Origin of the sequence: Actinomycetospora endophytica, assembly GCF_021026375.1 — a bacterium.
Taxonomy (GTDB): Bacteria; Actinomycetota; Actinomycetes; order Mycobacteriales; family Pseudonocardiaceae; genus Actinomycetospora; species Actinomycetospora endophytica.
On the sequence record NZ_JAJNDB010000005.1, the window covers coordinates 256,190 to 281,760 of the forward strand.

The 25,571-nt window shown below is 71.4% G+C and carries 26 protein-coding genes; 8 read left to right on the top strand and 18 right to left on the bottom strand.

The genetic code is table 11. From position 1 onward, the window contains the following. Positions 1 to 7: 7 nt before the first annotated feature. Positions 8 to 1,726 carry a DICT sensory domain-containing protein gene (locus tag LQ327_RS22190; protein WP_230737943.1) on the bottom strand — a complete coding sequence of 573 codons (1,719 nt, stop codon included), beginning with the start codon at positions 1,724 to 1,726 and terminating at the stop codon, positions 8 to 10. A 173-nt stretch (positions 1,727 to 1,899) separates the two neighbouring features. Between LQ327_RS22190 and LQ327_RS22195 the strand changes: the two genes are divergently transcribed. Next, complete coding sequence (locus tag LQ327_RS22195; protein ID WP_230737944.1) at positions 1,900 to 2,403, top strand: nuclear transport factor 2 family protein; 504 nt, start codon at positions 1,900 to 1,902, stop codon at positions 2,401 to 2,403. Positions 2,404 to 2,407: 4 nt separating this feature from the next. On the opposite strand, the gene LQ327_RS22200 is transcribed toward LQ327_RS22195, so the two are convergent. Then, positions 2,408 to 3,373, bottom strand: coding sequence for a helix-turn-helix domain-containing protein (locus LQ327_RS22200; protein WP_230737945.1), 966 nt, complete (start codon positions 3,371 to 3,373; stop codon positions 2,408 to 2,410). 71 nt (positions 3,374 to 3,444) lie between these two features. Here LQ327_RS22200 and LQ327_RS22205 point away from each other — a divergent pair, with 71 nt between their 5' ends. Next, entirely contained in the window at positions 3,445 to 3,633 is a 189-nt protein-coding gene (locus LQ327_RS22205; RefSeq protein ID WP_230737946.1) for a hypothetical protein, read from the top strand. Between the two features lie 68 nt (positions 3,634 to 3,701). Here the strand turns inward: LQ327_RS22205 and LQ327_RS22210 are convergent, their stop codons facing one another. Continuing rightward, a complete protein-coding gene (locus LQ327_RS22210; protein WP_230737947.1) occupies positions 3,702 to 3,899 on the bottom strand; it encodes a hypothetical protein in 198 nt (65 codons plus the stop codon). A 105-nt stretch (positions 3,900 to 4,004) separates the two neighbouring features. On the opposite strand from LQ327_RS22210, the gene LQ327_RS22215 reads away from it, so the two are divergent. After that, positions 4,005 to 4,316 (top strand): SH3 domain-containing protein, encoded by a 312-nt coding sequence (locus tag LQ327_RS22215; RefSeq protein WP_230737948.1) that lies wholly within the window; start codon positions 4,005 to 4,007, stop codon positions 4,314 to 4,316. 139 nt (positions 4,317 to 4,455) lie between these two features. Continuing rightward, positions 4,456 to 4,917, top strand: coding sequence for a universal stress protein (locus LQ327_RS22220; RefSeq protein WP_230737949.1), 462 nt, complete (start codon positions 4,456 to 4,458; stop codon positions 4,915 to 4,917). A gap of 11 nt (positions 4,918 to 4,928) precedes the next feature. Here LQ327_RS22220 and LQ327_RS22225 read toward each other — a convergent pair whose 3' ends face one another. The 13 genes from LQ327_RS22225 to LQ327_RS22285 all read right to left on the bottom strand — a co-directional run bounded on the left by LQ327_RS22225 (position 4,929) and on the right by LQ327_RS22285 (position 20,774). Then, on the bottom strand, positions 4,929 to 5,921 hold the full coding sequence (locus tag LQ327_RS22225) for an endonuclease/exonuclease/phosphatase family protein (RefSeq protein WP_230737950.1): 993 nt from the start codon (positions 5,919 to 5,921) through the stop codon (positions 4,929 to 4,931). 58 nt (positions 5,922 to 5,979) lie between these two features. Beyond that, on the bottom strand, positions 5,980 to 7,374 hold the full coding sequence (locus LQ327_RS22230) for an FAD-dependent oxidoreductase (protein ID WP_230737951.1): 1,395 nt from the start codon (positions 7,372 to 7,374) through the stop codon (positions 5,980 to 5,982). A gap of 35 nt (positions 7,375 to 7,409) precedes the next feature. Next, positions 7,410 to 8,447, bottom strand: a complete 1,038-nt coding sequence (locus LQ327_RS22235) for a glycoside hydrolase family 113 (RefSeq protein ID WP_230737952.1) — start codon at positions 8,445 to 8,447, stop codon at positions 7,410 to 7,412. After that, the gene (locus LQ327_RS22240) at positions 8,444 to 9,553 is read right to left on the bottom strand and encodes a GNAT family N-acetyltransferase (RefSeq protein ID WP_230737953.1); all 1,110 of its coding nucleotides are present in this window, start codon (positions 9,551 to 9,553) and stop codon (positions 8,444 to 8,446) included. Before LQ327_RS22240 ends, LQ327_RS22235 begins: the two co-directional genes overlap by 4 nt. Beyond that, entirely contained in the window at positions 9,550 to 10,848 is a 1,299-nt protein-coding gene (locus LQ327_RS22245; protein WP_230737954.1) for a lipopolysaccharide biosynthesis protein, read from the bottom strand. Before LQ327_RS22245 ends, LQ327_RS22240 begins: the two co-directional genes overlap by 4 nt. Then, complete coding sequence (locus tag LQ327_RS22250; RefSeq protein WP_230737955.1) at positions 10,845 to 11,663, bottom strand: DUF8471 domain-containing protein; 819 nt, start codon at positions 11,661 to 11,663, stop codon at positions 10,845 to 10,847. Before LQ327_RS22250 ends, LQ327_RS22245 begins: the two co-directional genes overlap by 4 nt. Further along, entirely contained in the window at positions 11,650 to 13,521 is a 1,872-nt protein-coding gene (locus LQ327_RS22255; protein ID WP_230737956.1) for a putative glycosyltransferase family protein, read from the bottom strand. The genes LQ327_RS22250 and LQ327_RS22255 overlap by 14 nt, the downstream gene beginning before the upstream one ends. Further along, on the bottom strand, positions 13,518 to 14,369 hold the full coding sequence (locus LQ327_RS22260) for a polysaccharide deacetylase family protein (protein WP_230737957.1): 852 nt from the start codon (positions 14,367 to 14,369) through the stop codon (positions 13,518 to 13,520). Before LQ327_RS22260 ends, LQ327_RS22255 begins: the two co-directional genes overlap by 4 nt. 29 nt (positions 14,370 to 14,398) lie before the next feature. Further along, entirely contained in the window at positions 14,399 to 16,696 is a 2,298-nt protein-coding gene (locus tag LQ327_RS22265; protein ID WP_230737958.1) for a glycosyltransferase, read from the bottom strand. A gap of 38 nt (positions 16,697 to 16,734) precedes the next feature. Further along, entirely contained in the window at positions 16,735 to 17,544 is an 810-nt protein-coding gene (locus LQ327_RS22270; protein WP_230737959.1) for a glycosyltransferase family 2 protein, read from the bottom strand. Positions 17,545 to 17,719: 175 nt separating this feature from the next. Further along, complete coding sequence (locus tag LQ327_RS22275; RefSeq protein ID WP_230737960.1) at positions 17,720 to 18,445, bottom strand: response regulator transcription factor; 726 nt, start codon at positions 18,443 to 18,445, stop codon at positions 17,720 to 17,722. After that, complete coding sequence (locus LQ327_RS22280) at positions 18,445 to 19,854, bottom strand: sensor histidine kinase (protein WP_230737961.1); 1,410 nt, start codon at positions 19,852 to 19,854, stop codon at positions 18,445 to 18,447. The genes LQ327_RS22275 and LQ327_RS22280 overlap by 1 nt, the downstream gene beginning before the upstream one ends. A gap of 200 nt (positions 19,855 to 20,054) precedes the next feature. Then, positions 20,055 to 20,774, bottom strand: coding sequence for a response regulator transcription factor (locus tag LQ327_RS22285; RefSeq protein ID WP_230737962.1), 720 nt, complete (start codon positions 20,772 to 20,774; stop codon positions 20,055 to 20,057). A gap of 259 nt (positions 20,775 to 21,033) precedes the next feature. Here LQ327_RS22285 and LQ327_RS22290 point away from each other — a divergent pair, with 259 nt between their 5' ends. The 3 genes from LQ327_RS22290 (at position 21,034) to LQ327_RS22300 (ending at position 23,364) form a co-directional block, all read left to right on the top strand. After that, a complete protein-coding gene (locus tag LQ327_RS22290) occupies positions 21,034 to 21,699 on the top strand; it encodes a helix-turn-helix transcriptional regulator (protein ID WP_230737963.1) in 666 nt (221 codons plus the stop codon). Between the two features lie 209 nt (positions 21,700 to 21,908). Next, entirely contained in the window at positions 21,909 to 22,130 is a 222-nt protein-coding gene (locus LQ327_RS22295) for a hypothetical protein (RefSeq protein ID WP_230737964.1), read from the top strand. Positions 22,131 to 22,287: 157 nt separating this feature from the next. Beyond that, positions 22,288 to 23,364 carry a glycosyltransferase family 4 protein gene (locus LQ327_RS22300; RefSeq protein ID WP_230738241.1) on the top strand — a complete coding sequence of 359 codons (1,077 nt, stop codon included), beginning with the start codon at positions 22,288 to 22,290 and terminating at the stop codon, positions 23,362 to 23,364. Positions 23,365 to 23,367: 3 nt separating this feature from the next. Here LQ327_RS22300 and LQ327_RS22305 read toward each other — a convergent pair whose 3' ends face one another. Further along, positions 23,368 to 23,934, bottom strand: a complete 567-nt coding sequence (locus tag LQ327_RS22305) for a TIGR03086 family metal-binding protein (RefSeq protein WP_230737965.1) — start codon at positions 23,932 to 23,934, stop codon at positions 23,368 to 23,370. A 69-nt stretch (positions 23,935 to 24,003) separates the two neighbouring features. Then, entirely contained in the window at positions 24,004 to 24,663 is a 660-nt protein-coding gene (locus LQ327_RS22310) for a class I SAM-dependent methyltransferase (RefSeq protein ID WP_230737966.1), read from the bottom strand. A 416-nt stretch (positions 24,664 to 25,079) separates the two neighbouring features. Between LQ327_RS22310 and LQ327_RS22315 the strand changes: the two genes are divergently transcribed. Beyond that, a complete protein-coding gene (locus LQ327_RS22315; RefSeq protein ID WP_230737967.1) occupies positions 25,080 to 25,541 on the top strand; it encodes a cupin domain-containing protein in 462 nt (153 codons plus the stop codon). Positions 25,542 to 25,571: the final 30 nt, after the last annotated feature.

The window sequence follows — 25,571 nt, forward strand, 5'->3', positions numbered from 1 at the left end:
GAGCGACTCAGGACGCGGCGGTCCCGTCGGAGTGGGCGTGGCCGTTGCGCCGTCCGCCGTCGGCCGGGTCCGGACGCGGCGCCCGCTGCGGCAGCGACTCGGCGGGGGCGGGCAGGCCGCGCAGGTCGAACACCGGCCGGCTCAGATCGGGGGCGCTCGTGGCGCCGGCCGAGCCGTCCTCGGAGTCCGACGACGGGAGCCCTTCGGGCGGCGTCGGGGTGGCGGCCCAGCTCGGGGCGGCGGAGTCGCGCTCGCCCGGCGTTGCCGCCGAAGCGGCGGCCCCGGTCTCGGCAGCACCGGTCTCGGCAGCCCAGGGCTCGGCCACGCCCGACTCGGCCGCCGCCGCCGACCCGCCGTCGGAACGCGGTGCCCCGTCGACACGCAGTCGCGGGAGCCGCACGGTGTCGAGCCGGGTCGAGGCCTCCGACCGGAACCACCGCCCGGACGACGATTCCTGCGACGACGACCTCTCCCCCGACGACTCCCCGGAGCCGGCCGCGATCCGGGCCAGCGCGCTCGAGTCCGCGAGGGTGATCTCGTCACCGAACAGGGTCGTCGGCTTCCGGTCCGAGTGCGCCGGGTGCCCGAGCGCGAGGTGCAGGTCGTCGAGCGGGAGCGGGCGCGCGACCGTCACCGTCGTCGCGACCCGGGCGGAGAGATCCACGTGCGGGTAGCCCTCCGAGAACAGTTCGAGCTGCTCGGCGGCCGCGGCGGCGAGGCGGGTCAGGTGGGCGGACGAGGCGCCGGGGACGACGAGCGCAAACTCGCGGGTGGACAGCCGGACCGCGGCGTCGACCGGACCGAGCGGCTCGGTCAGTGCGGCCGCCGTCTGGCGCGCCGCGTGGTACACGGTCCGCCGGCTGTGGCGGTGCTCGGCGTCGTCGAGCCCGGCGATGTCGAACACGGCCAGCCCGATCGGCAGTGCGCTGGCGCGGCCGTCCGTGCCGGCCCAGCGGGCGAGGAACTCCGGGGTCGGCAGACCGGACTCCTGCTCGACCTTGGCCTCGGCGCGGGCCTCGGCGGCCGCCTGCGCGTCGGCGAGCTGCGCGCGCAGCAGCCGGCTCCCGGCCCGGGCGTGGTGCATGCGCGCCGTCATGCGCTGCAGCGAGGCGGTCGCCCACTGCTCTCCTCCGGTCCCGCGCGACGCGGCCGCGGCGCCCCCGGCGGGCATGATCCGGGCGAGGAGGTCGTCGATCGCACGCACGGTGTCAGGGCGGAGCCGCTCCCCCAGCGCGATCCGCATGCGCGCCAGCTCGTTCGCCGCCTGGACCCGCGAATAGCCCCACCGGCCCATGAACCAGCGCCCGGCCTCGAGCGTGTACTCGGTCGGGTCGATCTCGCCGGTGTCGGTGGCGACGAGGAAGGCTCCCGCGTCGGGCCCGACGGCGATGACGGTCCACTCGTCGGCCAGCGGCTCCTGGGGATCGAGCGTGACGCACTCGACGCCGTCGCCGACCTCGTGGGCCTCACCGTCGGAGAAGCCCACGACGACGCGGACCCCGGACCGGGCGAGCCGTTCGTAGACCGCCCGCTCGCGGCTGAAGTAGGCCAGCCGCTGGAACAGCGCGACGACCACGGTCGGCTCGTCACGCGGGCCCTGCAGCACCGCCGACTCGATGGCGTGCGAGATCGCGACCAACGACCGTTTCGAGGCCGGCCCCGGCACATCGGGTGACCGGAGGGCCTCGTCGTCCGGCCCCGGTGTGATCGTCGTCGATCCAGCCATCCCGCACCCCCGTACAGATGCCGACACTGAGTCACGCCGCGAGCAACTGGTTAACTCGGACGGTCCTGCAAGGGGTTCCCTCGATAGGGCGCATGCGGACCGAGGGAAGTGGAACACTGCGACGAACGGGCACGGCGGCGCGGCGAACGGACCAGCGCGGGACGATGTTCGGCATGTCGGACGACATCGCCACCGAGCTCGCCGCCCTCCGCCACCGCCTCGACGTCCTCGAGTCCGAGTCGGCCCTGCACCGCCTCCGCGCCCGGTTCCACGACTTCGTGAACACGGACCGCTGGGACGAGATCGGCGGCCTGTTCGCCGAGGACGCCGAGCTGGACTACTCCTACCTCGGCTCGGCCTCCGGGCGGCAGGCGATCACCGAGTTCTTCGCCGCGATCCCCCGCCTGCTGCCGGCCGGCTCCGGTGGACCCTTCATCCGGCAGTTCATCCACGGGCACGAGGTGGTCGTCGACGGCGACACCGCGTCCGGCTCGAGCCAGCTGCTCGCGACGCCGATCTACCACGGGCAGAGCTTCCTGGCCTCGGGTCGCTTCGCCGACACCTACGTCCGGTGCGACGGGGTGTGGCTCTTCGCGACGGTCACGTTCGACATCTACTACACGGTCCCGCTGGCCGAGGGCTGGGCCGTCGAGGAGCGCCACCGCATGCGTCTGTGACGAGTCAGCCGGCGAGGCGGTCGTCGTGCTCGGACCGGAACGTCCGCCGGTACTGCTGCGGCGTGGTCCCCACGCGGCGACCGAAGTGCTTGCGCAGCCCCGCGGCGGTGACGAAGCCGCAGCGTGCGGCCACCGTCTCCACCGGCAGGTCGGTGCCTTCGAGCAGATCCTGGGCCCGGCGCACCCGCTCCATGGCGAGCCATTGCAGCGGGGTCTCGCCGGTGGCGTCGCGGAATCGTCGCGCGAACGTCCGCGGGCTCGCGCCCACGGCGTGCGCCCACTCCTTGATCTCGACGGGGCGGTCCAGCCGGTCCCGGGCCCAGTCCAGCCAGGGTCCGAACGACGACGACTCGGCGACCGGCATGGGTACGTACTGGGCCTGCCCGCCGTCGCGGTGCGGCGGGACGACGCTCCAGCGGGCGGCCGTCCCGGCCACCCGGCTGCCGTGGTCGAGGCGCACCAGGTGCAGGCACAGATCCAGCCCGGCGGCCGACCCGGCTGACGTGAGCACATCGCCGTCGTCGACGTAGAGCACCGCGGGCTGCACACGGACCGCGGGGTGACGGCGGGCGAGGTCGTCGAGCGAGTTCCAGTGCGTGATCGCCGGGCGGCCGTCGAGCAGGCCCGCGGCGGCCAGGATGAAGGCGCCGGTGCAGATGGAGGCGATGCGCGCGCCGCGCTCGTGGGCGCGACGAAGGCCGTCGAGGAGCTCCGGCGGGAACTCGCGCCGCTCGTCGTGGGGCGGCGGCACGACGACGGTGTCGGCGACCTCGAGCGCCTCGAGCCCGTGGGGCGTGTCGAGCAGGCCCCACTCGCCCAGGTGCACCGGGCCCGGTTCGCCGGCGCAGATCCGCAGGTCGTACCAGGGCATGCCCATCGACGCGGCGCGCCCGCTGCCGAAGACCTCGACGACGGTGGAGAGCTCGAACATCGGCGCGTGGTCGGTGACGGGAGCGGCGATGACATGCATGGCAGCAATGTATCCGACCGTGACGTTCCTGCCACTCGTCGGCGGCGACGCGGCGCCCGACGATCGTTCCCATGACGCAGATGTGGCAGGCGCTCCGGACGTGGTGGGACGAGCAGGGCCGCGCCTGGGAGATCTTCGTGCGGATGCAGGCGCCGTGGGAGCAGGAGGGACCCCTGCGCTGGCAGCGCCGGCTCGGCTCCGGCTGGGAACTGCACGGCGCGACGCTGCCGCCCGACCCGGTGGGACAGCGGCCGGAATGACGGGGTGACGGACGGAGGATCGGCGAGCGGCATCTACGGGCTCGTCGCCCGGGTGTGACGCCGAGGCCCTACCGGCGCCGCGTACTCCAGAGCAGCCCGAGCGCGACGAGCACCAGCACGACCGAGAGCAGGTCGGCGGCGGTGACGGCGTGGTTGCGCGAGAGCACCAGGAGCTTCGGCCCCTCCACCCGCTGGTTCAGCGGGAGCCACACGATCGCCGCCACCACGAGCACGGCCGCCAGTACCCGTCGTCCCGTCACGCCCACGATCACCACCTCACCACGACCACTCTGTGCGCGCGGTGAGGGCATGACATTGCGTGAGCGGGGGTACACGGTCGGATGTCACTCGACCGGGCCTGGAGGGTGCTCATGCGTGACGACCGGCGGCGACGCCGCGTGGTCCTCGCCGTGTCCGGGTGCGCCCTCGGCCTCCTGCTGGCGGGGTGCGGGAAGACCACCGTGTCCGGGGTGCACGTGCGCGCGTCGCCGTCGACCTCGAGCACGGTGACCGGGACCCTCGGGCCGCAGGGCACCGGGGTGGACGTGCGCTGCTGGACCCGCGGCGAGGCCGTGCACGGGCACACCGTCTGGTACCGGATCAACCAGCCGGCCGGTGGTTACGTCACCAGCTACTACGTCGCGAACTCCGACCGGTCGATGCAGGCCACGCCGACCTGCTGAGTCCTTCCGGAGGGCTCCGACGCTCGGCCGCGATGTGAGCAACGAGCAATCGTCCCTCCCCCCGGTCAGTCGTAAAGTCGGGGTCAAGAGCCACGCCGCTCCGGGACCTCCGGGGTCGGCCGGAGCGAAGGGGAAGGCCATGACCGAGACCGCGCAGGGCACGGCGACCGGCGAGCGGGTGCTGGTCGGGATCGACGACTCCGAGGGCGCCGCCCTCGCGCTCGACTACGCGCTCGACGAGGCCGTCCGGCGCGGCGGGTCGGTGCGTGCGGTGATGGCGTTCGAGCCGCCGTACGTCTGGATCACCGCCGAAGGCATCGTGCCTCCCACCAGCGACCTGCAGCACGAGGCCAAGAAGGAGGCGACCCGGATCGTCGAGAATGCGGTCGCCGCACGCCGCGAACGCGGTGCAGCCGTCCCCGCCACCGAGGTGGAGGTGTACTCGGGCCCACCGTCGGCGGTGCTGCAGCGGCTGTCCAAGGACGCCGACCTGCTCGTCGTCGGGCATCGAGGACGCGGCGGCGTCGCGAGCCACCTCATCGGGTCGGTCGGCCTCAACTGCGTGGTGCACGCGGCCTGCACGGTGATCGTCGTGCGCTGAGCGAAGCGTCCTCACCCTGGCATCCGGACGCGCGCGAGCAGCGCCCGATGATCACTCCCCGGGAGGTCGAGGACGAGCAGGTCCTCGGGCCGGAGGTCGCCGCCGACCAGCACGTGGTCGATCTGCGCACCGAACCAGCGAGGCCACGCCGCGTTCCACGTCGCGGTCAGGCCGTTGCCGGTGACCGCCGCCGCGTCTTGGCAGCCTGCCGATCCGGCGCGGAACTCGGCGTGGTCGAGCGTCGCGTTGAAATCGCCCACGAGGACGGCAGGCCCGGCGCCGCACCAGGTCGCGAGCTGGGCGAGCTCCCTCGGCCAGCTCCGGATCTTCCCGGGTACCGGGGCGGCGACGTGGACCGCCACGAGCCGGAGGCCACCCAGCGCTCCGCCACTGAGCTCGAGCCACGGGTCGGCGTGTCCCTGCCAGATCACGCGGCTGCTCAGTGGCCCCATCGCCGAGGCGGTGAGCACGGCGATCCCGTGCACGTCCGGGGCACCCGGCGCCGCTGCGACAACGGACCGATAGCCCAGATCCGGGATCGCCCCGCCCAGGCGAACCGCGAACCGGTCGGCCGCCTCGGGCAGCACCACCACGTCCGGGCGGGCCCGCCGGATCTCGGCCGCCAGTGCCCCGACGTCCGCGCCCCCCTGGTCCACGTTGAACGAGAGCACCGTGAGCGCTCGGCCCCCGGGCGGCGGTGACGGCTGCGCGAACGCCCGGGGCACCACCAGCGTGGCGGCCACCAGGCACACCGCGATGACGGCGCACGACTCCGGCCACCGACGCCGCCGCACCAGGAGCACCAGTAACGCCGCGAGCGCCAGCAGCACCGTCAGCTGCGGCCGGAGCGCCACCATCGCTGCGAGTAGCACGAACCGGTCGAGCCCGAGCAGGTCGGGCAGCAGCACGACGACGGCGAGCAGGACGACCACCACGCCGATGATCGCTCGGGCGATCGGTCTCCGCGGTGCGCGGCCGCCCACCGCGGAGACCGTCTGCGCCATGACGCCAGCCAACCAGGGCCGGCGTCGGGTCGACGTGCCGCGTCGGCGACGACGAGGCTCAGATCTTTCCGTCGACCACCGAGCGGTCCCACATGTCGTGCCGCTGCCCGGACACCACGTTGTCCGCGGCCCGTAGTCCCGACTCGATGGAGTGCCCCATGTTGTTGTACCGGTAGATCCCTCCCCGGCCGATGGTCTGCAGGTTGGTGATCCCCTCGCAGAACTCCTTGAGGCGCGCACGCAGATCGCCGTAGCCGATGAGGTACATCGGGTAGGCGAACGGCTCCCGCTGGACGAACCCGACGCTCTCCTCCCCGGCGGCGGCGAACCCCATGGTCACGAGTTCGCGCTGCGCGAGAGCGATCATGTCCTCGTCGGTGGACTGCCAGATGGCGTCGTCCTCGTCGCAGTAGTACTCCAGGCAGATCGGCACGAGCTCGCCTTCGCCGGCCATCTCGGGGGAGAGACGGGCGAAGTTCGTGAGCCGCCCGGCCTGGACGTCCGAGGAGTGCAGCTCCACCCAGCCGTAGGGCAGCTCGCGCGTCAGGCGCGTCAGGAGGTTGACGACGACCAGGCTGCGGTAGCGCAGCGACCGGGCGATGTCGAGGATCTCCTGGGGCGGGGCGGGGTCGAGCACGCTGACGAGCTCGGTCACCGGGATGGTCGAGATGAACGAGCTCCCGGCGACCTGGGTGACCTCGCCGGTGGCCGGGTCACGCAGGTCGATGTGGGTCACGTTGCCGGCGTCGTGGTGCACCGCGACCACCTCGGCCCCCAGCCGGATCGTGGCCCCGGGGCTCGCCTCGATGCGATCCATCATCGCGCCGTAGATGACCTGCGAACCCGCCGTCGGGTAATAGGTCTGCGCCGGCTCGTAGGAGGCGCTGCGAGCCCCGCTGTGGCTCAGGCGCTGCTTCACGTACTTGAAGATCGAGTTCGGCTTCTCGTAGACCCGGGCCCAGCTGACGTCGATCTCGGACGGGTCGACACCCCAGAACTTGCGCTGATGAATCCGGACCAGCTGCGAGTAGATGGCCGAACCGTAGGAGTTGACCAGGCCGTCCTCGCAGGACACGACCTGCTCGATGGGCCGGATGCGTCGTGCGATCAGCCCGAGCAGGGCGCGGGCCCGGCTGGTCATCCGGAGGTTGACCACCGCGTCTAGCCAGGAGTCGTAGAGCTTGCCGTCGAAGTAGATGCCTTCGATGTGGGTGATCTCCTTGAGCCGCTCGCCCCCCAGCTCGTGGAGGAGCTCACCGATCTCGGGGCTGCGGTTGATGAAGACGTGCGGCCCCAGGTCGAAGTAGCGCCCGTGGAAGTCGAACGTGCGGCAGAGCCCACCGGGTTCGGTCGCCTTCTCGACGAGCTCGAACGCCCGGTCCTCACGGGCCAGTGCGTAGGCGGCGGAGAGGCCCGCCGGGCCGGCTCCGATGATGACGGTGCTGTCGTTCATGGCAGTGCTCCTTGTCCGAGACGGATCGGCAACGGTCATTCCGCGGCTGGTGGGCTCCACCAGCGCCGGATCACGGCTTCCGCGGGCTTGCCGCGTACCGAGAAGTCGAGGGATGCGGGGACGCCGTCCTGCGGCACGTCCACCCAGACCCACCAGAAGACGCCCGCCCACCACGGCTCCTGACCGAACGTCTCGAGCAGCGCCTCGTACCCGGCGGCCTGCTCGTCGGGGGCGGGTACGGTGCTCACGGTCTGTGAGCTGGGGTTCGTCGTGGCTCCTCGCTGGCTGGTGAAGCCGGCTTCGGTGAACAGGACCTGGCGGTGCACCTGGGCGGCGAACGCGGCCAAGCGGTCCCGCTGTGGTTCCAGGGTCTTCCGGAGCGTCGCGACATCGGCCGTGGGGACCGGGCTGAGCGTCCAGTACGCGTCGATCCCGACGAGGTCGACGAGGTCCCAGAACGCGACCCGCGTGTAGGCGTCGTCGTTGGCCGCGTAGACCAGCGGGCCGGCGTAGACCTTGCGCACGCCGCCGATGACGGCGGCCCACTCCGGCCGGTGGGTGCTCATGCTGTCGAGCTCGGTGCCGACGGCGAACTCCTCGCTCCTCGTCGCCTGGGCGAGCTGCGCGTAGTGGGTGATGAACGCGGTGTACGAGGCGAACCAGGCCGCGGCGTCCGCAGGGGCGAGCTTCGACCGGTCGGTGCCGTCCAGTGAGTCGACGTGCGGCTTGAGCAGCACCTTCAGGCCGCGGGCGTGCGCGAGCCCGATGGCCAACTGGACGTCCTGGTCGGTGGGGCCCTGGGACGTCGCCGCGATCCGGGTGGCCGAGCGCGTCGACACGTACCAGGTCGGCACGATCTGCACCCAGTTGCTGCCGACCCCCACCATCTGGGTCAGTGCGCCCGCAGCGTCCCCGCGCTCGTAGCCGCTCGGCTCCCAGGTCGGCATCGCGAAGCCGCGCTGTTGGCTGATGGGCACCGCGCGGCTGAGCCCGCTCCCAGCACTCCCGGCCCACGTGAACAGGCCGAGGAGCAGCACGATCTCGACGACCGCGATCCGGGTGGTCCTGCTCATCGGGTGCTCGCCGGGTCCAGCCGTCGCCTCAGGGTGGAATCCGCGGCGCTGTGTGCCTTGCGGACCCGGTCGGCCCACCGGTAGAGCGCGGGCGAGGAGGTCACGACGTCCCGCAGTCGCCGTACCGGCGCCCGACCCGCGGCACGCGCCGTCGCCACGACCCGCGACCGGGTCACCTGGCCCGTGCCGACCATGAGGGTGCCGTTGGCGAGCAGGGCCTTGTAGTCCTCACCGCCCTTGCCCAGCTCGATGTGCCGAACCCCGGCCGCAGCCGCTGCCCGCGCGGTGCCCAGGTGGTGCTGCAGCCCGGGCGCGTACTTGCCGAGGTCCGGGTCGTAGGCGGGGAACCAGCCGGCCAGCACCCCGTCGAAACGCAGCTGGAGGTGGCCGGCGACGAGCCTGTCGCCGGCGTGCAGGACGGAGAGCAGCCCGGTGAACCCGTCGCTCTCGGTGGCGAGGAGACGGTGCAGCAGACGCGGCAGCCAGGGCCGCGCGAAGAGGTCGGGCGCCCCGGTACGCACGTACTGCGCCGACTTCCACGCGAGAACCGTGTCGAGCAACCCGGCGTCGTGAGATGCCAGCTCGAACCGCACGTCGCCGATCTCCCGCCCAAGCATGCGGGAGCGGCGCGGAAGGTCGCGCGTGAAGCGCGACGACCGGCTGCGGAGCAGCGTCTCGTAGTCCTCGATCCCCCCGCTCAGGTCGATGATCGGAGCGGGCCACCGGCCCTCGAGGTGTGGGTCGAACCCGGGCTGCGGGTCGACGAGGTGGTCGAACTCCCAGATCGCCAGTCCACAGGCCCGTAGGACCTCCGCGGCATCCCAGCCCATCCCGGGGGCGTGCACCAGCCCCTGGCAGTCGTTCACGTGTGCGCCGATCGGCACGCCAACGCCCCACCGGCGGCGCTCGAACGGGAAGAAACCGACGACGTCGTCGCCCTCGGTCAGCACGGCGACGCGGGCAGCAGGCGACTCCTCCCCCATCGCGACCGTGAACTCCGGGGACAGGAACGGGTTGTCCAGCCCGGGTACGGCCCGTTGGAACCCGTGCCACCGGGCGATCTCCGCGGGCCCGAGTTCCTCCGGCCGGATCGTGGTGACCTTCATGGATCCCCTCCGCCGTCGGCGACCGGTTCCGGGAGTTCGTCGGCGGTGCGCAACGCGACGAGAACGGTCGGGACCGCGGCGATCCCCTCGATCACCTTCGCGGCCGCCAGCCCGACGGCCAACCCGACGAGTCCGTACGTCACGGCCCCGACGACCGCGCCGGCGACCTCGAGCGCGGTGCCGATCAGCACCACCACGGCGGCGAAGCCGATCCGGTCCCGGATGCGGCAGACCGCGACGAAGTGCGCCCACACGACCATGGGGAAGTAGGCGACGGCGAGGATGCGCAGGGGGGCCGTCCCGAGCTCGGCATAGCTCGGGCCGAAGAACGCGAGGCCCACCGGCGCGAGCAGGATCAACAACGGGATTCCGACGACCCCCGCGAGGCCCGAGATCCCGAGGGAGAAGCGCAGCCGGTGCTGCAACGTGCCGGACCGTTCCTTCCCGGCGGCGAAGAGCGCGGTACCGAGGTGGAACGGGAGGATGTAGGCGAACGACAAGAACATCCAGGCGGCGTAGAAACCTGCTCCCGCCGTCGCCGAGACGAGAGCCGTGGCCACGATCGGGATGGCCGACTGCGAGGTCTCCAGGCCCAGGTTGACGCCGTTGTGCGCCGTCGCGGAGCGGGGAAGGGCCCGCAGGAACGTGCTGTCCGGACGAGACCACGGCGGTACCCCGCGTCGCGCCAGCGCCGAGACCGACCACGCGACGGAGGCGCCGACCCCCACCACCCAGGCGATGAGGAGCTCGGTCACCCCGGCCTGCCACCACCACACGCCGACGAGCACCAGCAGCGCCAGCTTCACCAGGTGGAACACGACGTTGCGACTGAGCTGCACCGAGCCCGCGAGCAGACCCACGACGGCGGCGTCCAGGACGAACGCGACACCGGTCAGGACCACCCCGACGACGAAGAGGATCACCTCGACCGGGCCGGAGTCGCCGATCAAACGCGTGCCGATCGCCGCAGCACCACCCCCGAGGACGAGGCTCAGCCCGATGGTCGCGGCCAGCGCCGCCGAGACGACGGGGGCGGACGCGCGGTCCCGCCGCGCGAGCTCGCCGATCACGACGGTCCCGAACCCCAGGGAACCGAGGTTCCCCATCAGCACCATCGCGGACGTCGCGGTCGAGCCGTAACCGACGACCGCGGGGGGGAAGAGCCGCGCCGCCGCCCACCAGAAGACGAAGCCCAACGGGGCCCCGACGACAGTCGCCCCGAACAGCGAACCGGCGTTGGACCAGATCACCCGATGGGCACGCAGCGCGTGGCGGGTCCCCACGAGGGCGTTCACGGCGAGGTCCAGACCTGGCGGTAGGGCGTCGGATCGCTACCCCGGAACAGCAGTGCCACGGTGCGCGCATCGCCGGGCACGTCCACCGATTGCTGCCAGGAGTCACCGGGATCCAACGAGAACGACCACGTCTGCGTCGGCTCGCCGTCGGGACGGACCTCGACCCGGAACTGGCGAGTGGCGTCCTCGTCGCTGTAGACGCCCAACTGCGCGGTCTCCGGGGCGGCCGTCGTCGTGGGCCCCTGAGGCTGCAGCCACAACTGGCTGAAGCCCGGGCTGGGCTGGGTCGTCGCGCTGACCAGGGCTAACCCGATCGCGGCGCCCGCGATCGCCACGGTCGCGCCGGCGATCAACAGACGCCGCGGCGCGGGCCACTGGATGGTGGGCCACCAGGCCCGGGACAGCAGGACGGTCCGTGCCCTGCCCGGTCCTCGCTCGCGCACGTGGGCCACCACCCCGGCGACGGGCAGCACGAGGAGCAGCAACACGACCCAGCTCGTCCCCGTCAGCCCGTTCGGCAGGACGTTGAGGAGCAGCGCGCTCACGACCAGCAGGGCCATGTCCAGCGCGAGGGTCCAGCAGACCCGTTGCAGGACTGAACACGACGCCCCGGTGCCCGGCAGCACCGCCCGGCTGAGCACATACCCGGGCAGGACCAGGACGAACGGCAGACCGACGACGATCCGGACGACCCCGCCGACACCGTCGGGGCCGAGCGGCAACAGCAGGAGGACACCGGCGAGCATCCCGACGACGACGGGTGCCGCCACCGTGGTCCGACGCGAGAGCCTGGTCGGACGGCTACGGAGCCCCATCGAGACTCCTCAGGTCGTAGATCACCAGATCGCCGCTGTCGAAGAGGCGCGCGACGCCCGGCACGCGATCGAACTTGGTGAGGTCGGCGAGAGGCAGCGGCGACGTGTACCGGAAGGCCATCGGGTCGTCGGGGAAGTACGAGCCGCCGGCGGGCAGCTGCTGGGTCAGTCGCCGATCGGCGACGAGGTACTGGACGCGGTCCGCGACGATCTCCGCGCGGTCGGCCTCGGTCAGCGTGGATGTGCGGTACAGCCCCGAGGTGCCACTGACCATCGTCTGCTGGCCGTAGGGCCCCATGAGGGTGTAGTTCGTGTCATCGGCCGCCATGCGCTGACCGGTCGGGAGCGATGCCTGGACCCAGTACGCGGCTGCGACGCCCTGCGGGTCGACGGCGTTCTCGTAGCCGTCGACCACCATGTGATCGGCCGGGATACGGCCCCAGGCCGGCGGCCAACCGCTGGTGATCCCTCCGATCATGACGACTGTTGCGACGACGGCCCCGGTGCTGACGAGCCACCGCGGCCGACCGGCCCGGCGGAGGTACTCCAGTCCGCAGAGGGACAGCACCGGGGCCACCGCGATGAAGAGGTAGCTCTGCGCGCGGACGGCGTCCTCGCTGCCGCTGTCGGAGAGCACACGGATGACGGGCACTGCGAGGTATCCCAGCGCAGCCAGGGTCATCACCACGATCCACGGATCCGAACGGTGGCGCCGCCACACCCAGAGGGCGGAGAGTGCCACGCCGACCGCGAGTACCAGCACGCACGCGTAGCTCGGGAGGGCCTCGGACAACGGGGCACGCACGAACCCGCCGTCGGACTGCTGGGAGCGGCCGCCGAGGGCGGCGGCGATCCCCCTGGTCAGGTCCGTCAGCGCGGGGCTGAGGTAGGCCGGGGTCGTGGGGGCGACCGCGAGGATCCACGTGCCGATGAGCACCCCGCTCGTCACCGAGAGCCCCGACAGCACACGAATGCCGACCCGGTCGCCCCGGTAGGAGAACACCAGCAGGGCGACCAGCAGGGTCGCGGTCAGGAACCAGCTGGTGAGGTGGTGCGAGATGACCGTGACCGCGATGGCCACGACCGCGAGCCCTGTCATGGTCCGGCGTCTGCTCGCCGGTCCGGTGATCGCGCTCATGGCGGCGTAGCACGCCAGGACGAGGAACGGCAGCGCCATCGACCCGTAGATGAACTTGGCGAGGACCGACTTGTAGTACGGCGCGGCGGTGAACAGGATCGAGGCCAGCGCGGCGGCCCGCGCCGAGCTCGTGACCTTCCGGAAGAACAGGTAGAGGCCTGCTGTGAGCACGACTCGGACCAGGCCCATGACGACGACCCCGGCGACGAAGACGGACAACCCGGTCGTGACGACGACGGCCGCGGTGACGCTCTCCAGGCCCGGGTACATCGGGCTGATCGGGAGGCTGTCGTTGTAGGAGAACAGGTGCCCGTTCTGCACGATGTCGGTCGTGGTCCGCCAGTTCTGCAGCTCGTCGATGAACTTGAACTCGAGCGGGCTGTAGCACCAGGCGGCCACGAAGTACGCCGATCCGAGCACCATCGCGGTGCCCGCGCACTCCCGCTCGGTGACCCGGCGCCCGATGAGAATGCGCAGCAACGGCGGAACGAAGAGCAGCAGCTGGCCGAGCCAGTAGACCGGGTCGACCCACCACCCCGCGCCGGCTCGACCCCCGGCGTAGGCCAGCGAGACGGCGAGCAGGCCGGTGACGACGAGCACGCTCGTCTCGGGAAGGTGCCCCCACGGTCGTGGATCGTCCGGCCGGGCGGTCGTCGGAACGGGCTCGACCTCGGACGGTGTCGCAGGCTGCGCGTCGGGGTCGGCGACGGCCGCCGTCATCGGCGACCGCCACTCGCCCAGAGCGGGACACCGCTGGCCGAGGCCCCGACGATGGCGCGCGGTCCATGCCGGCGCAGATTCCGCCAGACGAGCTGCTTGGCCCGTCCCACCCGCCGGTCGCCGGCACTCGGCGGGCCCTGGACGAGGAGCGCGGCCAGACCGTCGGGGTCAGTGCCCGCGGGCACCGTCAGCCGTGGGATGGCGTATCGGTCGTCGTCGTCACCGCTGACCAGATCCGCAACGGCACACGCCGAGCGGTATCCCGCCGCCTCGGCCGCGGTACGGACGCCCGAGCTGTGGTAGCCGTACGGGTAGGCGAACGAACGCACCGCCCGCTGCAGCCTGTCCTCCAGGACCTGTCGCGACCGCGTGAGCTCGGCACGCATCTGTGCGTGCGGCATCACGTCCAGCTGCGGATGCGTATGGGTGTGCGATGCGCACTCCACGCCCTGGGCCGCGATCTCCTCGAGCTGCTCCCAGCTCAGGATCGGGCGGTCGCCCTCCCCGTCGGAGCGCAGCCACTCGCTCGTGCTCCCGACATACCCGGTGACGACGTAGAGCGTGGCCGTCATCCCGTGACGTTCGAGGGCCGGGAGCGCATGGGTGTGGAAGTCCGCGAACCCGTCGTCGAACGTGATCACCACCGTCCGGTCCGGGATGGGCGTCGCGCCGAGCCGCCACTCGACCAGATCGCTCAGCGTCGCGGTGCGGTATCCCCGGTCGGCAAGGAATGCGAGATGGTCGTCGAACAGTGCCGGGTCGAGAGCGAATCGACCGAACGCCGACGTGGAACTGCGCGAGAGGCTGTGGTACATCAGGATCGGCACCGCCCCCCCGGGCTCGACCATCGCCTTCCCCTTCGTTGTTCCGGGCCGATTCACGCTTCCACCAGGACGCGCTCGACGGTGATGCGCCGGGCCTCGTGACGGCTGCGCAGATACTGCACGGGACCGCGATACAAGCCGCGGCGTTCGAGCCGGTCCAGTTCCATCGGGTACTCCCCGCGAGGGCCACCTTCTCGCCGTCGTCCCGCCATTTCGCGGAGCGCGGTCGGTGCGAGTCGACTGAGCACGATCAGTCGGCGCGGGTCGTTCAGCACGGCACGGGTGTAGAACGCGCCGAGGCCGAGACCGTACCCGTAGAACTGTCGGGAGATTCCGGACCAGTCCTCGTAGTGGCGGTGCCGGACCACGGCGCCCGGCCAGTAGACCAGCGTGTGACCGGCGAGCATGAGGTCGGAGAGGAAGGCGGTGTCCTCGGAACCGAGTGCGGGCGTACCCGGGCCCAACGCATTGTCGAATCCGCCGAGCTCGGCGAGTACGTGCCGACGGACCGCCATGTTGCCCGACGCCCCGAACGACGGAAGGGGATAGAGCGGGTGCTGGATCCGATGCGACGCGGGGTCGAACACGACCGGCGAGAAACCACGGCCCTTTCCGTGTCCGCCGAACTTCTCGAACCAACACTGCGCTTCGGTGTCGAGCACCGCGGGCAGGATCTTGCCGGTCAGCGCGGACGCCGAGGGGTGCCGGCGCAGTGCACGGGCGATCTCGGCGAGCCAGTGGGGATCGGCGACCTCGTCGTCGTCGATGTACGCCACGATCGCGCCGTCAGCCGCCCGCCACCCGAGGTTCCGCGCGCGGGCGACGCCGGGCACGGGCTCGACGACACGACGAGCCGGGGCCGAGCGGATGGCCTGCGCCATCATTCCGATCAACATGTCGGAGCGCGGGGCGTTGTCGACGACGACGACCTCGTACTCGGGGTATTCCTGCGCATCGAGCGCGGACAGACAGGCGAGAATCCGCTCGTCAGGATCCTTGGTGCAAACCACGACGGTGATCGGAGGCGCGTCGGCGAGAGTCGCGGCCCGCTCGTCGAGGTAGGCGGAGCACTCTGTCGCGAGTACGCCCTCCGAGGTCAGCCGGGAGCTCGTGAGGCTCGGGCAGCGCTCGAGGAGCTGAGAGGAGAGTTGCCGCCAGATGAGGTCGGCAAGCTGCTCCGGAGGCAGTCCGCTCGGCGGTATCGCTGCCTGGACGACCCCGATCGGCTCAGTCGCCAGACGCACGAGGACATGCGCTCCCGGGTAATCCTGACCGCTCTCCGGTTCCCGTCGCTCCAGCCGGGGCAGCGGCGCGCCGACCTCGACCTCGACGATGCGTGCGGCATCCGGTGCCGGCTCGGCGGCCAACCCCTCGCTCGGGGTCGGGGCTCGCCCGGCGTCGGCGTTGCGATCCGCCGGTGCCCGGAGGCCGCGCAACCGTCGCGTCAGGAATCCTGCGCCGGCGGCAGCCACCCCGGCCACGATCATCCCGGCCTGATCGGGCGCGGCCAGGTCCCCGCGGAGCGTCTCACGACCCCGGGCGACCAGCGCCCGCGGCACGGTCCGCGTCAGGTAGTCCTGCTCGGCGGTGAGCGCCGCAGTCCCGCCCTGCGCGACGGCGCTGAGGGCGGCCTTCCCGACGCCCTCGGCCCAGCACCGGCGGAGGAACGACGTCCGGGTCTGGCGGGACGCCGGCACGTGGTGGTCGACCCGAGCGCCTCCGAGCAGACACCAGCGGCCCCCGTCGGACACCGCGGACATCCGGAGACACAGCTCGGTGTCCTCCGGCTCGCGGGCTCCCGCCACCTTGCCGAAATCGTCGCGGAATCCACCGGCGCGCAGGAACACGTCCTTCCTGACCAGCATGTTTCCTGACCAGACATTGCGCACCACCTCGTGGCGGCCTGCCGCCGGCGTTGCCGTGGCCCCGACCGTCCAGCCGAACTCGGTCGGGAACCAGCGCGGAGCGACTCCCCCGCCCTGCCCCGTCTCCCCGCTCCAGGCCGGCTCGATGGCGCCGCCGACCCCGACGACCGAGGGGTCGCGCACAGGCTCGACGAGCTCGGACAGCCAGGTCGGGGACGCGATGGCGTCGTCGTCCAGGAACGCGACCAGCTCGGTTCGCGCGGCGCGCACCCCCGTGTTGCGTGCGCCCGAGGCCCCGCGTCCCATCTCGTTGCGCAGCACCACGACATCCGATCCGCACCACCGGGTCGCAAGGGCGTACAGCTCCTCGTTGTGGTCGACGACCACGATGGGCGGAGCCGACCGGTCCTGGCTCAGGGCCGACTCGACGGCACGCCGGGTGATCGGCCAGCGGTCCAGGTCGAAGCAGGCGATCACGACGGTCACGGAGCCGGGTACCGCCGCGTGCCCGCTGCGGCGGGAGCTCACTGCGCCGTCGCCGTAGCCGTTGCGTCCGCCCGGCCGGACCCGGCGCGCCGGTGGCGCAGCACGCAGCCGAGCACCCGGAAGCCGTCACGGATCACGTGGAGATTGGAGTGGCCGGATCGCCGGGGCAGTTCGACGCTGGGCACCTCGGCGATGCGCAGTCCGGCCCGCACCGCCGTGACAGTGATCTCCGCCTCGATCTCGAACCCGGTGCTGGTGAGGCCGAGGTGGTCGAGATAGCGACGGTGGAAGGCGCAGAAGCCGTAGCAGAGATCGGTGAGGTGCGTGTCGTACAGACGGTTGACCAGGCACATCAGGACCCAGTTGCCGATGCGGCGCAAGGGCGTGATGTCCAAGGAGGTCCCGCCGCCCATGAACCGGCTTCCCTTGACCAGGTCGAAACCGTTGGACAGGAAGTAGAGAAAATGACTGATCTCGCGGGGCGACATGCTCCCGTCGGCGTCGATCATCACGATGACGTCGCCGGTCGTCGCCATGAATCCCGCGCGGAGCGCGTCACCTTTCCCGGTGCGCTCCTGGGAGACAATCCGCAGATCGGGGCGACACCATCGTGCCGTGATGAGCGTCGCGTCGGTCGACTGCCCGTCGACGAGAATTACCTCGTTCACGCTCGACGGAATCTGCTCCAGCACTCCGGCGATGTTCGCGGCCTCGTTCCGCGCCGGTATCACCAGGCTGACCGAGACCTTCTCGTCGCCCCCCTGACCGGCGAGGTTCGCGTCGAGTTTCCCGACCGTGACTCTCGCAGGGGAGTCCGAAAGCCGCACCATCGTCGGCTCCTGGGACATCTCGCCACCTCCGCTGAAGACGCATGACAGCAGCAGGTGGACAAGCCCTCGTGGAATCCACGGGCCGGATCGGCGTTGCTCGGCGTTTCCGCCACCGTCTCCCGCTGCGCACCCACTATCGCGAGCGGCGCAGCGGGCCCTCATCACCAATATTGACGATGCACGGATCCGTGAGTCAGGAGTCGCGCTCCGTGACGCCGCTCGGAATCCGCGATCGACGGAACTGGGCCACCGCCTCCAGCTGGGAACCCACCTCGAGCTTGCTCAGGATCGAGCGGATCTGTGTCCGGACCGTGGGCAGCGTCACCACGAAGCGCTCGGCGATGGCGGACGCCCGCATCCCGGCGCCCAGCAGCTCCAGGACCTCTCGCTCCCGCGGCGTCAGCCGCGCGAGGCGACGCGCGAGCTCACGGTGCTGCGCCTCTCCGCGGCGGTGCCTCTCGAGCCACCCGAGGCGCTCGGTCTCCGACATCACCGTCGAGCCCCGCGCCGCCGCGGCAACGGTGCTCAACAGCGTGGCGAACGTGCTCGACTTGGGCACGTGGCCGACGGCGCCGTGGGCCAGCGCGGCCGCGATCCCGGCGTCGTCCGCACTCCCGGTGACGACGAGCACCGCCCACCCTCGGCTCCGCAGCGGCTCCACGAGGTCGACACCGTGCACGGCTCGACCATCGCTGCCGCGACCGAGGTCGAGATCGAGCACGACGAGCCCACCGGAACACACGGTCGGTCGGCTCAGGAACTCCGGCACGTCGGCGACGAGCAGCATCGACGCATCGAGGCCCTCACCGCGCAGCGCGATACCCAGTGTGGCGCTGAACAGCTCGTGGTCGTCGATGATCAGGACCGGACAACGGTCGTCGGCGCCCGGAGGCCCTTCACCATCCGTCGGATCGCCCATCACGACATGAGGCACGCGTCGCCCTCCTGGCCCGCAGCCGAGGCCGCGAACTGGGAGGGCTCCGGCTCAGGTGACGGGAGGTCCATGACGATGGTGCATCCGGGCTTTGTCGGGTCACCGGTTCGCACGGCGATGGACGCGTCCTCCCGCGCCAGCATCTGGCGGCACACGTGCAGGCCGAGTCCCGAGCCACCCCGTCGCGCATCCCGGACGCCGGGCTCGAACACCGTCCCGGCGATGGTCGGATCGACGCCGGGCCCGAAATCGCGCACTCGGACCACGACCCGCGCATTCCACCGCATCGCCGTGACCCGGACCGGGCTCCCGGGCGCGTGCCTCTCGGCGTTCGCGAACACGTTGGCCATGACCTGAGCGAGCGTCGCGGGCGAGCCCATGGCGTACAGGCCGGCGTCGACCTCGAGCCGCACGTCCGCACCCGACGCCTGCCGGAGGGATACGAGACCCCGGAGGACTCCCGCCACGTCGTACTCGGTCCTGGGCCTCCGCTGGATTCCGCCCACCGGAACACAGAGCAGTCCCTCGAGTCTCCGGATCTCGGAGGTCATCAGGGCGTCGAGCGGCTTCGCGTCGGTTCTGGAGCGTCCACCCCCGGCGGCGTCACCGATGCCGGCCTCTACTCCGCCCCCGCTCCCGAGGAGACGGGCCGCACCCGCCAGCCCTGCCAGTCCGGTGCGCAGCTCGTGATCACGTTCGACGGCTCGCTCGAGTCGCATCGCGACCAGGCGCAGCTCCTCGTCCCGACTGTCGCGGGCGCTGTCGAGGCTCGTCAGAGCCCGCCAGATCAGACGCAGACCACCTGAGAGCACGAGGCCCACAGCCACCAGCCGGAGAACCGGAACCGTAGGAGGAGCCCCCTCCTGCAGCGGGCCGGCGCCGAGGAGATCGGTGAGATGGGCCGCTCCGAGCGCGGCGACCCCTGTCGCGACCGCCGCCAGGGCTCGCTCACGCCGGCACAGAGCCGTGACAGCGACCGCGAGCGCAAGCCCGACCCACGCCGAGGACAGCCCGAGGCGGGACGGTGGAAACGTCGACGCGGCACCGAGCGGACCGGGATACGCGGTCCCGAGTCCGACGAGCGTGGTCGTCAGGATGGCGGCGCCGACGGCGACGGCCACGACCCGACGCCCCGCGACGGGCCGGCGGTCGGTCAGTGCGACCACCAGGAACGCGACGACGAGGCACGGAATTGACAGCTCGATCGCATCCAGAGTCGGTGACGAGTAGCGGGCTGCCCGGCTGCCCTCCGGGAGCACGATGAGAATGCCGAACCCGACGGCCACCCCGAGCCACGCCGGTCGAGCGTCCGCGGTGAGCCGCGCGGCGAGCATCCCCATCAGTGCGGAGGCACTCCCGATCGCGGCGGTGAACAGCGCCACGACGAAGATCATGTGGCAGACCGATCGTCGCCCACCGGATAGCTAATGCGCACTGTGACCATGTCTCCCCCTGTCAGAACATCGGCACACACGCGTGGACCCGCCGCCACCCCCACAACGGGAACAATGTGTCATCGTTCACGGACGGATGACGCCTGAACGAGTGAGCACACGGTACGAACGATCACGCCGCGAGGCATCGCCCGAGTGCATCAGAGCGTCTGGTCGGATTGAGGTACTCGACGGACGGTTGCGACCCCGGCCGCCATCACCGCGCGGGATTCGAACCCGTTCTCGCGCGCGACCCGAACGGCCTCGAGACGACTGTGCACACCCAATTTGCGCAGGATGCGATTCGTGTGTGAACGGACGGTGTTCGCGGCGATGTCGAGACGTTCGGCGATCTCCTGCCCATGACGACCCTCGACCAGACAGACGAGCACATCTCGTTCGCGCTCGGTGAGCAACGTGAGCGGCCCGCTCCCGGGACGCCGATCCGGGACGCCGTCCACGAGCCGGCGTAGAACGGCCCCGAGTACGTCGGGAGGGTAGAAGACGTGCCCCCGGACGACGGCACGGAGCACCTCGATCACGTGATCGGCGGTGGCCGTCGGTGGCAGCCACGCCGACACATGCCGCATCGCCGCGAGGATCGCGTCCTCCGCCTCGGTGGTGTCGGACAAGATCGCCACAAGCAGGTCGTCCGGCGTGTCGATGACCGCATCGGCGATCATCGTCCAGTGCCCGGCGACCGACCCGGCGTCGATCACCAGCACGTCGGCGCCCTGGGTGTTCAGGGCTTCGAGCGCCCGCGCGACGACACCCGGGCTGTGCGTCACCTGGAACCCGTCGGGTTCCTGCGCGAGCCGCCAGGTCAGGGCGTCTGCCAGCATCTGATCGTCGGAAACGAGCTGGACCCGGATGGGCGCCATTGTGGTGACACTACGCAATCGAGGTGGTCCTGTCCTGCCGCGAACGCGTGGAGATTCACTGCGCGATCGCGGATCTCTCGAAGTCGCTGAGAGCGCCTGATCAGGCACGGAACGCGGTGGCCGACATTCCGCAAATCGTTATCAGCCCTCGGCCGGACGTCCGCGGATCTCGCTACACTCCCGGCTCGCGGCATGAGGTGGTCCGGACTGGCAGCATCTGTGACGTGATTCGACCGGGGCATCGCGAGCAGGGGGAGGAATGATCGACGTTCTGATCGGAGACGGACGATTTCTGTACGCCGATCTCTTGTCGTCATTGCTGACCGAACACGGTTACGGACCCATCGTGACCATCGGGGGCCCGGACGATCTCCTCACCGAGGTGCGTCGGCGCCGACCGAGTATGTGCCTCGTCGACCACCGATCTCTCGCCGGCGCTGAGCACGACCGATTCCTCGACACCCTGATCGCCGCAGCCTCGGACTCCACCAAGATCGTCGTGATGAGTACCGGTCCGGCACTCACGCAGTCGGCGCGCACCGCGGACCGCCCCGGAGTGGACGGAGTGTTCGACAAGCGCGCGAGCCTGCAGACGTTGATCGACGGTCTCCGTTCGGTTCTCGACGGCGAAGTCGTCACCGTGGCACCGATCCCGGTCGAGCCGCCCACACCTGAGGACGTTGCATGGTTCCGGCGCCGTGCAGCTGAACTCACCCCTCGGGAACGTGAGTGTCTCGCCCTGCTCGTCGAGGGGCAGACGACCGAGCAGATCCAGCGCACCCTCTCCGTCTCGGTGATGACCGTGCGTAGCCATGTCCGCTCCGTGCTCCGCAAGCTCGGTGCACACTCCCGCCTCGAGGCCGCCTCGCTCGCAGTACGCCACGAGTTGCTCGCGGATGAGTTCGGGGGCTCACGGGCGGGGTGAGAGGCCGGTTGCGCAGGCTCGCCTTCGAGGTCGGTGCAGTCCCTTGACCACGCAAGAGGTCCGGCCGACGCACCACCTGTCACCACACCGCACGTCGCGCTCGGTACTGAACCGATTACTGGCCGAGACTGTGGCGCGGGCCACAGGCCGGACGATGGTCGGTCGTCATACTTCCGGGCTCCGAAGCCCGGAACGAAGGACTGGTGACCATGATCGGTAGCCCCTGGGACATCGAGACCGGTACGACGTGGGCGAGCGAGCAGCCCCAGCGTCCGTCCTGGTTCGACGCGCTGGTGGATCTGCACGTCCTGAGCGCTCACGGGGATGATCACGCGGCACAGGACATGGCGAAGTGGTCGGCCGACGACCCGCAGGTCGCCCTCTTCTCGACCCAGCTCCACGCGGCGCACCGCTCGCTCACGGAAGGCTGATCTCCGGCGGATCACCACCGGGGATCGATTTTCCCTGGCGGTGATCCGTTGTCGGACAGTTCTGTCCATTCGTCGCCAAACTCCGCAACACACTTTGACAACATGATCCCCTCGCTACCGTCGCCGCTCCACGGAGGCGGAGCGGGGGTTGACGGCGATGAAGGTGCGGGTCGAGCTCCCGGAGCAGCTGGACGTCGACGAGCACGAGGACGCGCACGCCCGCGACGAGATCCCGGACCGCAGTCCCTACGGCCTGCACCATCTCGCCGACGACCCGGACGTCGAGGTCGAGTTCCGCCACCCGCTGCACTCGACGAGCGCGGCGTGGGTGGCCCGCAAGGTCCGGAACCGGCTGAACGGGTTCGAGGTCGTGGCCACCGCGGCGGAGATGCTCTCGCGGGAACGGCGCACCTCGGACGCCGTGCTCTGCATGAGCGAGCTGACCGGCTTCCCCGCGGCGCTCGCGCCCGGTGGTCCGCCGGTGGTGTCGAACATCGTCTGGGCGGGCCGGCCGGAGACGTACTCGGCGAGCAAGCGGGTGACCGTGGGGCGCGCCCTGCACCGGCTGTCCGGGGTCGTCGTGCTGGCCGACTCCATCGGTGAGGACCTCGTCGACGCGTGGGACCTCGACCCCGAACGCGTCCACTCCGTCCGGCTCGGCATCGACACCGACTTCTTCCCCGCGCAGCCGTGGGAGGACGCGGGCCCGACGGTCGCGAGCGTCGGCGACGACCGGTTCCGCGACCATCCCCTGCTCGTCGACGCGGTCGCCCGGCTGCAGGCGCGCGGCGTCCCGGTCCGCCTCGAGCTCGGGACGACGCAGCGGGACGTCCGGATCCCGGCCTCGCTCGGCACGCTGCACCGGCGTCGGATGGAGGGCGACGTGCGCGCGATGTACGGCCGCGCCACGGTCGTCGCCGTCGCGCTGGTCCCCACGATGCGCGGCAGCGGTTCCACGGTGGTGCTGGAGGCGGCCGCGAGCGCCCGGCCGATCGTGGCCACGCGGACACCGCCCATGGAGGCGCTGATCGAGCACGGCGTCCGCGGGCTCCTCGTCGAGCCCGGGGACCCGGACGCGATGGCCGACGCGATCGGCGAGCTCCTCGCCGACCCGGGCCGGGCGCGTGCGATGGGCGAGGCCGCGCGGGAGTGGGTCGTCGAGCACCACACCACCGCGGTCATGGCCGCCGACCTGCGGGAAGTGCTGCGTGCGGCGGTGAAGCAAGCCGCCTGAGCGTCAGCGCGGGTCGCGGCCGATGAACGCGATCAACCGGGTCTGGACGTCGGCGTCGTCCGGCACCTCGACGGCCGGCCCGAACTGACCACTGGCGCGCAGCAGTTCGTCGAGCGGCAGCATCCCCTCGAGCATCACGGCACAGCGCTGCGGATCGAGCGTCTCGTCCCCGCCGGTCGCGCGGGCGAGGTCCCAGGTGTGCATGAAGACGTCGGCGGTGAAGAATCGCGAGATCGCGTCCGGCAGCGGGACCTCACCGATGTGCGGGTTCACCAGCAGCTTGTCCGCGCTCGCCGGGTCGTCGAGGACGGCCTGCACGCCGTCGCTCATCGTCCGCCAGGCGGCCACCGGATCGTCGTCGACGCCCGGTCCCCGCGGCAGGGTCACGCCCGTGCCGCCGGCGAGGAAGTCGGGGAACCAGTCGACGAGGTGGCGCACGACGTCGCGCGCGCTCCAGTCCGGCACCGGGGACCGGCGCGCCCATCCGTCGTCGGGAACCGCCTCGACGAGGCCGGTGAACCGGCCGGCGATCTCCCGGTACTCGTCGGCGGCGGACTGGTTCGCGATCATGACGGTGCCCTCCTCGAGCGTCGGTCCCGACGGACTGTCGATCCCGCCGCCGCGTTCTCGACAGGCTCGCTATCCCGGGAGGTGCGCGGTCAGCAGATGAGCGGGGTACAGGCGCCGTCCCGCCGCGTCGCTCGGCAGATCCGGCGCCCATTCCGGCGGGATTCGCGCGTGGATCGCAGAGTGCCCGATCCGGTCGACGTCCCAGAACGGTTCCACCTCGTCGCGCAGTTCGGAGGCGGTGACGCAGTTCGGTCCGACCCCTTCCGGGAACAGGGCGGTCACGTCGAACACCAGCACGTGCAGGACGGCCCCGGGTCGTGACGCCCGGGCCACCGCGCGCAGATAGTCCGACCGGGCCTCCACCGGCATGGAGTGGAACAACGTCGAGTCGATCACCGTGGCGAAGCGGCCGTCGTAGCCGGTGAACGCGGTGATGTCGGCGACCGCGAACTCGGCGTCCAGGCCCCGCTCCGCCGCGGTCCGCCGTGCCGCCGCGATCGCCGCGGACGACGAGTCCAGACCGACCGCCTCGTACCCGCGCGCGGTGAGGTCGAGCGTCGTCGCACCGACCCCGCACCCGGCGTCGAGCACCGGTGACGCCACCTGGCCGTCGGCGATCAGCGCCGCGATCGGCGGCTGCGGTTCGCCGATGTTCCACGGCACCATCTCGAGGCCCTCGGTGATGGCCTCGCCGCGGTACGCGGCGTCGAAGTCCGGGATCGCGCTCAACGGTGTCCTCCTCGTCCCGCTCGTCCTCTCCCCAGTCTCCCAGGGGCCGCCGTCACCGACCGATGCGTCCGACGCGCCGCCGATCCGGCCGGACGCGGCCCTCCCCGGCGCCCCTCCCGTCCATGATCACGACGAGTGCGGCGGAACGCATCAGATCTGACGTGTTCCGCCGCACGGAAGTGGATCAGAGCCCGGGCCGCCGGGGCCCGAGCCGCCGAACCCACCTTGACGCCGCGCTTGGCAAGATCGACTGCCTCTCGACAGCGAGGTGCACGGGCCGACCCAGGCTCGGGACGGTCCACCGTCAGGGCCAAGACTCCTGACGCGACCGCGTCACGGTGACTCGGTTGCGGCGATGTGGATCGGCTTGCTGACGACGTGGACGGCCCGGCACCGCCGGGACGACGATCGACCGCATGACACCGGTCAACATCGTGGGTCCCGACGACGGCGAGTCGCTCCAGCTGGCGCCGTCGGTGCAGATGCGCATCCTCGAGGACGGCAGCACCACCGGCCACCGGCTCGGATTCGCGGTGAGCACCCTCGGCCCGCACACGCCCGGGCCGCCCCAGCACCGCCACGCCCAGCACGACGAGGGCTTCTACGTCGTGTCCGGGACGGTGCGGTTCACCGTCGGCGAGGACGTCCACGACGCCGGCCCCGGTACGCTCGTCATGGTCCCGCCGGGGGCGCCGCACTCCTTCGAGAACCCCGGCGACGAGCCCGCGACGATGCTCTGCACCTTCACCCCGGACCTCTACGTCCAGTACTTCCGCGACCTGCGCGACACCTTCGCGGGCGGCCCTCCCCGCGCCGGCGAGATCGACGCGATCATGGCCCGCTACGCCACCGAGCCTTCCACCGAGTACGCGGACTGACCGTCCCCCACTGACCGGCCCTCCGGCAGC